This is a genomic window from Halomonas gemina, assembly GCF_023554995.1.
Lineage (GTDB): Bacteria > Pseudomonadota > Gammaproteobacteria > Pseudomonadales > Halomonadaceae > Halomonas > Halomonas gemina.
In genome coordinates this window covers 1-6991 of sequence record NZ_JAMJPK010000015.1, presented here as the reverse complement: position 1 = coordinate 6991, position 6991 = coordinate 1, and the positions used below count along the sequence as shown (strand labels likewise).

The 6991-nt window shown below is 64.4% G+C and carries 6 protein-coding genes; 5 read left to right on the top strand and 1 reads right to left on the bottom strand.

Annotated elements, in window-relative coordinates:
• From M8009_RS18795 to ilvN, 3 genes are all read left to right on the top strand, one after another.
• A partial coding sequence (locus M8009_RS18795; RefSeq protein ID WP_250064006.1) for a nucleotidyl cyclase domain-containing protein occupies positions 1–369 on the top strand: 369 nt, incomplete at its 5' end.
• Positions 370–893: 524 nt separating this feature from the next.
• Complete coding sequence (locus tag M8009_RS18790) at positions 894–2618, top strand: acetolactate synthase 3 large subunit (RefSeq protein ID WP_250064004.1); 1725 nt, start codon at positions 894–896, stop codon at positions 2616–2618.
• On the top strand, positions 2618–3109 hold the full coding sequence (gene ilvN / locus M8009_RS18785; RefSeq protein ID WP_250064002.1) for an acetolactate synthase small subunit: 492 nt from the start codon (positions 2618–2620) through the stop codon (positions 3107–3109). The genes M8009_RS18790 and ilvN overlap by 1 nt, the downstream gene beginning before the upstream one ends.
• 210 nt (positions 3110–3319) lie before the next feature.
• Here ilvN and ilvY read toward each other — a convergent pair whose 3' ends face one another.
• Positions 3320–4207, bottom strand: a complete 888-nt coding sequence (gene ilvY / locus M8009_RS18780) for an HTH-type transcriptional activator IlvY (RefSeq protein WP_250064000.1) — start codon at positions 4205–4207, stop codon at positions 3320–3322.
• Positions 4208–4382: 175 nt separating this feature from the next.
• Between ilvY and ilvC the strand changes: the two genes are divergently transcribed.
• Complete coding sequence (gene ilvC / locus M8009_RS18775; protein ID WP_250063997.1) at positions 4383–5399, top strand: ketol-acid reductoisomerase; 1017 nt, start codon at positions 4383–4385, stop codon at positions 5397–5399.
• A gap of 161 nt (positions 5400–5560) precedes the next feature.
• Positions 5561–6442 carry a CDP-diacylglycerol--serine O-phosphatidyltransferase gene (pssA, locus tag M8009_RS18770; protein ID WP_250063995.1) on the top strand — a complete coding sequence of 294 codons (882 nt, stop codon included), beginning with the start codon at positions 5561–5563 and terminating at the stop codon, positions 6440–6442.
• Positions 6443–6991: the final 549 nt, after the last annotated feature.

The window sequence follows — 6991 nt, the reverse complement described above, 5'->3', positions numbered from 1 at the left end:
CGGCGACGACGGATCTCACGTTCGGTACTTGGGGACGTCATGGATAGGTGCCCACTTATTAATAGATGGGCACCTAATGTGGCCGGCCAGGGCCTCCCGCGTAAGGTGTGTTCACCGGCCGCTTACGCCGAGGCGGCCGACCTGACCGGTCGCTATCGCGCCACCGAAATCACCGCCCTGTTGATGGGGGGCAATCTCGAGGCGGCACGAGAAATCGCTGAGCGACTACGCTGGGCTGTCGTTCGCAGCAATGACAAACGGGCACCCGACCAAGCCAGGCTCTCGCCGAGCATCCGGGTGGCGGAGCTGTGGCCCGATGAAAGGCCCTTCTACCAGCGCCTGGAAGAGGCCTGGCAGTTCCATAGTTGAGCCCCGGATTGGCGGCGCAGCGTTTGAAGGCAGGAAACTCTCAGGTTGTGCATCATCTTACCGAGTCTGAAAGCCCCTTGATGTCCACGAAACAAGCCAGCTCTGCATGAAGCGACGAAGGCCTTCTTTACATGGGGGCCGTGGGCTATCTTCCACTTGCCGAATCACCCGCCATGGGCTACCCACGCTGTTTCCGCGGTTGACACTTCCACGGTGCTGATGGAATCTTGACCCTTCCTGATACGGGCGCGGACTCCAGCGGGCAACCCCCCATTCCCGCGCGAAGGGTAGGCCGAGCGCCTCTACCCGCCGAAGGACTTCCGAATCCGGGCCAACCGCCCGGGTCGGCCAACGCCCCCGACGCGGCAATCCGCCGTGACCAGAGTGCAGGCCCCAACAGGGCTATTTGCCAGGGTTTGGCATCAGGTGCCGGCACGGCCGGCAGCGGCATACCGCCGCACTCGACTTCGTGCCCCCCACGTCGGGCACGGATCGCACTCGAGACCTCCAGGGGAGATACATCTGTGGAACTGCTTTCCGGCGCAGACATGATTGCCCGCTTCCTCCAGGACGAGGGCGTCGAATATATCTATGGGTATCCCGGGGGAGCGGCGCTGCACATCTACGATGCGCTGTTCCGCCAGGACAAGGTCAAGCACATCCTGGTACGCCACGAGCAGGCGGCCACCCACGCCGCCGACGGCTATGCCCGGGCCTCCGGCAAGCCCGGCACCGTCCTGGTGACCTCCGGCCCCGGGGCGACCAACGCCGTCACCGGCATCGCCACCGCCTACATGGACTCGATCCCCATGGTGGTGCTGTGTGGCCAGGTGATGAGCCACCTGATCGGTGACGATGCCTTCCAGGAGACCGACATCATCGGCGTGACCCGGCCGATCGTGAAGCACAGCTTCTCGATCCGCCACCCGACCGAGATTCCGGAAGTCCTCAAGAAGGCCTACCACCTGGCCGCGACCGGGCGGCCCGGCCCGGTGGTGGTGGACATTCCCAAGGACATGACCGCGCCCACCGAGCGCTACGAGTACGTCTACCCGAAGAAGGTGAAGATGCGCTCGTACAACCCGGTCACTCGCGGCCATACCGGCCAGATCAAGAAGGCCGTGGAGCTGATGCTCAAGGCCCGGCGCCCGGTCTTCTACACCGGCGGGGGCGTGGTCACCGGCCACGCCAGCGAGGGGCTGACCGACCTGGTCCAGCGGCTGGGCTATCCCATCACCACCACCCTGATGGGCATCGGCTCCTACCCGCAGAGCGATCGCCAGTGCCTGGGCTGGCTGGGCATGCACGGCTCCTACGAGTCGAACATGGCCATGCACCATGCCGACCTGATCATCGCCATCGGCGCGCGCTTCGACGACCGCGTCACCAACAACACCTCGAAGTTCTGCCCGACCGCCAAGATCATCCATGTGGACATCGACCCGAGCTCGGTCTCCAAGACGGTGCGGGCAGACGTGCCCATCGTCGGCCCGGCCGGCAGCGTGATCAACGAGATGATCAGCATGGTGCAGGGCAAGGAGATCGCCAATCCCGAGGCCCTGGCCGACTGGTGGAAGCAGATCGACGGCTGGCGCGAGGAGCGCCGCGACAAGCTCTACGAGCCCTCCCGGCCCGGCGAGCCGATCAAGCCCCAGGAGGTGATCGAGGCGCTGTGCCGGGTGACCCGCGGCGAGGCCTACGTGACCACCGACGTGGGTCAGCACCAGATGTTCGCGGCCCAGTACTACAAGTTCGACAAGCCCAACCGCTTCATCACCTCCGGGGGGCTCGGCACCATGGGCTTCGGCTTCCCGGCGGCCATGGGCATCAAGCACAACTTCCCGGAGGAGCAGGTGATCTGCGTCACCGGCGAGGGCAGCTTCCAGATGATGATGCAGGAGCTCTCGACCTGTAAGCAGTTCGGCGGTGGCGTGAAGATCGTCAACCTTAACAATGCCTCGCTGGGGATGGTGCGCCAGTGGCAGGACCTCAACTACAAGTCCCGCCATGCGCACTCCTACATGGAGTCGCTGCCCGACTTCCAGCAGTTGATCGGGTCTTATGGCTTCACCGCGCTGCGGGTGGAGACACTGGCGGACCTCGAGCCGGCACTGGAACGCGCCTTTGCCGACACGCACGAGCTGGTGTTCCTCGACGTTATCGTCGACCCGCACGAGCACGTCTATCCGATGCAGGTGCCCCTGGGCTCCATGCGTGACATGCTGCTTTCCAAGACGGAGCGGACCTGATGCGCCATATCATCTCGATTCTGATGGAAAACGAACCGGGCGCCCTGTCACGCGTGGTGGGGCTGTTCTCCCAGCGCAACTTCAACATCGAAACGCTGAACGTGGCGCCTACCGAGGACCCGAGCCTGTCGCGGCTCACGGTGACCACCGTCGGGGATGACCGGGTGATCGAACAGATCACCAAGCACCTCAACAAGCTGATCGACGTGGTCAAGCTGGTGGACCTGACCGAGGGCAACCACATCGAGCGTGAGCTGATGCTGGTCAAGGTCAAGGCGCTGGGTGCGGCTCGCGACGAGGTGAAGCGCACCGTGGACATCTTCCGCGCGCAGGTCGTCGACGTGACGCCGAGCCTCTACACGGTGCAGATCACCGGCTACGCCGGCAAGCTGGATGCCTTCCTGCAGGCCATGGCGCCGGTGGGCATCCTCGAGGTGGCGCGCACCGGGGTATCCGGTATTGCCCGCGGGGACAAGGTGCTGTCCCTTTGATTTACTACTGCGCTCGATATCTCGGCCGCCGGCGGTGTCGAGGCGTCGAACCGTCACAACCCTCATTGAGCTGCCAGTCAACTCCGGTTGCTCCGCTCCGGCGGCGGCCGACCTATCTTCGCTCGTGACGTAAATCTTTGCGCGATATCGCAGACGTTGCATTCTTCAGGCCGCCCTTCGGGACGGCCTTCGTGCGTCAGGGGCGGTGGTTCAGCGCTCCGCGACCTCGTCCCAGAGTGCTGCGATCAGCGGGCTCTTCAGTCGCCGCTCGAGTACGCAGAGCCCGACGTCGTAGTGGGGCAGCTCCGGCTTGACCGGCAGGATCCTGACCCGCTCCGCCAGGGGGCTGGTATCGAGCACGATGCGCGGCACCACGCCGACGCCGAACCCCAGCCCCACCATGCTGACGATGGCCTCGTGGCCCGCCACCTGGGCATAGATCCGCGGCGTCACGCCCAGCGCCCGGAACCAGGTATCGCTGTACTGGCGTGACAGGCCGGCCTCGGAGAGGATCATCGGCACCTCGCGCCACTGTTCGGCGGAGGGCGACTCGGGCGTGGTGGGGTTCCAGTCATGGGCCTCGTGGGGGGCGATGAATACCAGCGGCGAGCGGGTCAGCGACTTGAAGGCCAGGGCGTCTGGGGCCTGGCGCGGCCGCGGGGTGATCGCCATGTCCTCGTTGCCGGCCAGCACCCGGGGCAGGGACTGGGCCGGGTCGCCGGTGTGCAGCTTGAGCTCGATGCCCGGGTGACGGGTGCGGAACTCGCTGAGCAGTTCATAGAGGAAGCTGTAGCTGGCGGTCACCGAGCAGTAGATGCTGATCTCGCCGGTGAGGGTGCGCGCCTCGCTCATCAGCGACTGGCGCAGCCGTTCCCACTCCTCCAGGGCGTCGCGGGCATAGGCCTGGAAGCTGCGGCCCTGGCGGGTGAGCACCACGTGGCGGTTGTCCCGCTCGAAGAGGCGCACGCCCAGGCTCTCCTCGAGCTGGCGGATGGTGCGCGAGAGCGTCGACGGGCTGACGTGACACGCCTCGCTGGCGCGGCCGAAGTGCAGGGTCTCGGCCAGGGCGAGGAAGTGCTTGAGGGGGCGCATGTCCATGCCGCCATTATTTCATATTTCGGGATGTGACATTGCAAATATCGCGTTTTACGCAACACGAGGGCTGGCGTAAGGTGACTCCATCGGCTGCAACGAATCCCAGCGCCGCGACAGACGGCGCGGGTGGCCATCAACGCTGACCTCGATTCCACACTTTTGCTTCAGGAGCACTCATATGCGCGTCTACTACGACAAGGATTGCGACCTCTCCCTCATCCAGGGCAAGAAGGTGGCCATCGTGGGCTACGGCTCACAGGGTCATGCCCACGCCAACAACCTCAAGGAGTCCGGGGTCGACGTCACCGTCGCCTTGCGCGAAGGCTCCTCCTCCGTGGCCAAGGCCGAGGCCGCCGGCCTCAAGGTCGCCTCCGTCGAGGAAGCCAGCAAGAACGCCGACGTGGTGATGATCCTGGCGCCGGACGAGAACCAGAAGGTGATCTACGAGACCCAGGTCGCGCCGAACCTGGCGCAGGGCGCCACCCTTGCCTTCGCCCACGGCTTCAACATCCATTACAACCAGATCGAGCCGCGCAAGGATCTGGACGTGGTGATGATCGCGCCCAAGGCCCCGGGTCACACCGTGCGCTCCGAGTTCGTGCGTGGCGGCGGCATCCCGGATCTGATCGCCATCCACCAGGACGCTACCGGTAACGCCAAGGAGCTGTCGCTCTCCTACGCGGCAGCCATCGGCGGCGGTCGCAGCGGCATCATCGAGACCACCTTCAAGGACGAGACCGAGACCGACCTGTTCGGCGAGCAGGCCGTGCTGTGTGGCGGTACCGTGGAGCTGGTCAAGGCAGCCTTCGAAACTCTCACCGAGGCGGGTTATGCCCCGGAGATGGCCTACTTCGAGTGCCTGCACGAGCTCAAGCTGATCGTCGACCTGATGTACGAGGGCGGCATCGCTAACATGAACTACTCCATCTCCAACAACGCGGAGTATGGCGAGTACGTGACTGGCCCTGAAGTGATCAATGAACAGTCTCGTGCGGCCATGCGCAATGCGCTCAAGCGCATCCAGACCGGCGAGTACGCCAAGATGTTCATCAACGAGGGCAACAGCAACTACCCCTCGATGACTGCGCGTCGTCGCCTGACGGCCGAACACGAGATCGAGACCGTGGGTGCCAAGCTGCGCGGCATGATGCCGTGGATCGCCGCCAACCAGCTGGTCGACAAGTCCAAGAACTGATCCCCGCGATCCGTTCCGGCTGATGCGAGGGCGCGGGTTTCCGCGCCCTTTTCAGTGGTGGTGGGCCGTGGTGGGTTGCGGCGTTGTGGGGGCGAAGCGGGCGTCGTGTAGAATGACTCCATCGCCCCAGGGCGACCTCATTTCGGCAATGGACGAAGCGCATGAGTCAGGATTCCCGCAATACCGAGCATGATGTGTCGCAGACCGGTGCCGAGCCGGACAGCCAGGCAGCCGCCGATCAGGTGCCTCCCGCGGAGGAGGATCTGGCGGCAACCTTCGTGCGCGAGACGGAAGTGATCGAGGAGTCGGTGGAAGACGGCAAGAAGGTGCGGCGCAAGGGCATCTATCTGCTGCCCAACCTGTTCACCACCTCCGCCCTTTTTGCCGGCTTCTTCGCCGTAGTGGCGGGCATCAACGGCGACTTTACCGCGGCGGCGGTGGCGATCTTCATCGCCATGGTGCTGGATGGCCTGGACGGTCGAGTGGCCCGCCTGACCAATACCCAGAGCGACTTCGGCGCGGAGTACGATAGCCTCTCCGACATGCTCTCGTTCGGGATGGCGCCGGCGTTGGTGGCCTTTACCTGGATCCTGCAGGACATCGGCAAGACCGGCTGGGTGGTGGCCTTCCTCTATGTGGCCTGTGCCGCGCTGCGGCTGGCGCGCTTCAACGTGCAGATCGGCAGCGTCGACAAGAAGTGGTTCATCGGCCTGCCCAGCCCCTCTGCGGCGGCCCTGGTCGCGGCCAGTGTCTGGACCTTCCACAGCTTCGATGCCGATGCCTTCGGCTTCAAGCTGCTGATGCTCTTCGTGGTGGGTGCTGCGGGGGTGCTGATGGTCAGCAATATCCGCTACTACAGTTTCAAGGACGTGGACCTCAAGGGGCCGGTGCCCTTCGTCTTCCTGCTGGCCATTGTGCTGGGCTTCGTGGTGATCTCCATCGAGCCCTCGGTGATGCTGCTGCTGCTGTTCGGCGCCTATGTGCTCTCCGGCCCAGTGATGGCCGTGATGCGCAAGCTGAAGCACTCGCCGTCCGGCCACTGAGCCAGGCACCCCATCGATGACCGCAAACGCCCGCCACGTGCGGGCGTCTTTGTTTCTGCCCGCGGGGTGTTTCATCCACAGGCGGTGGGCTGCAAGAGGCTGTGGATAGGGGGCGAGGAGGGCGAGCCGTCATGGCATGTTCACGCGCCGATCATCGCCGTGACATTTTTCTTCCCGCGGGTCTTGCGTGGCCCCGGGAGAATCCGTAAAGTACGCATCCGCTGCCGGCGACGGGCAACGTTGCAGGCGGTGATGAGAGGCAGAAGTGGTTGTTTCGGTTTGGGTTTTTCGAGCAAGTTGACGAAATTCCCGCTTGACGGAAACGCCAGATTCGGTAGAATATTGCCTCTCGATCGGTCGCCATCTCGATGGCCTGTCGATCAACCGCAGGGTGCCACGGCGCGCCTCGCAGGGTTGACACAGACAGCCGATCACGTAGAATACGCCTTCCTCGCAGGGCGCTGACGAGACCGCCGCTCGATAGAGCCGGCCACGCCAGCAAGCGAGACGCTCCCTTCATCGAGATCGGAGCCGCTCTTTAACAATCGA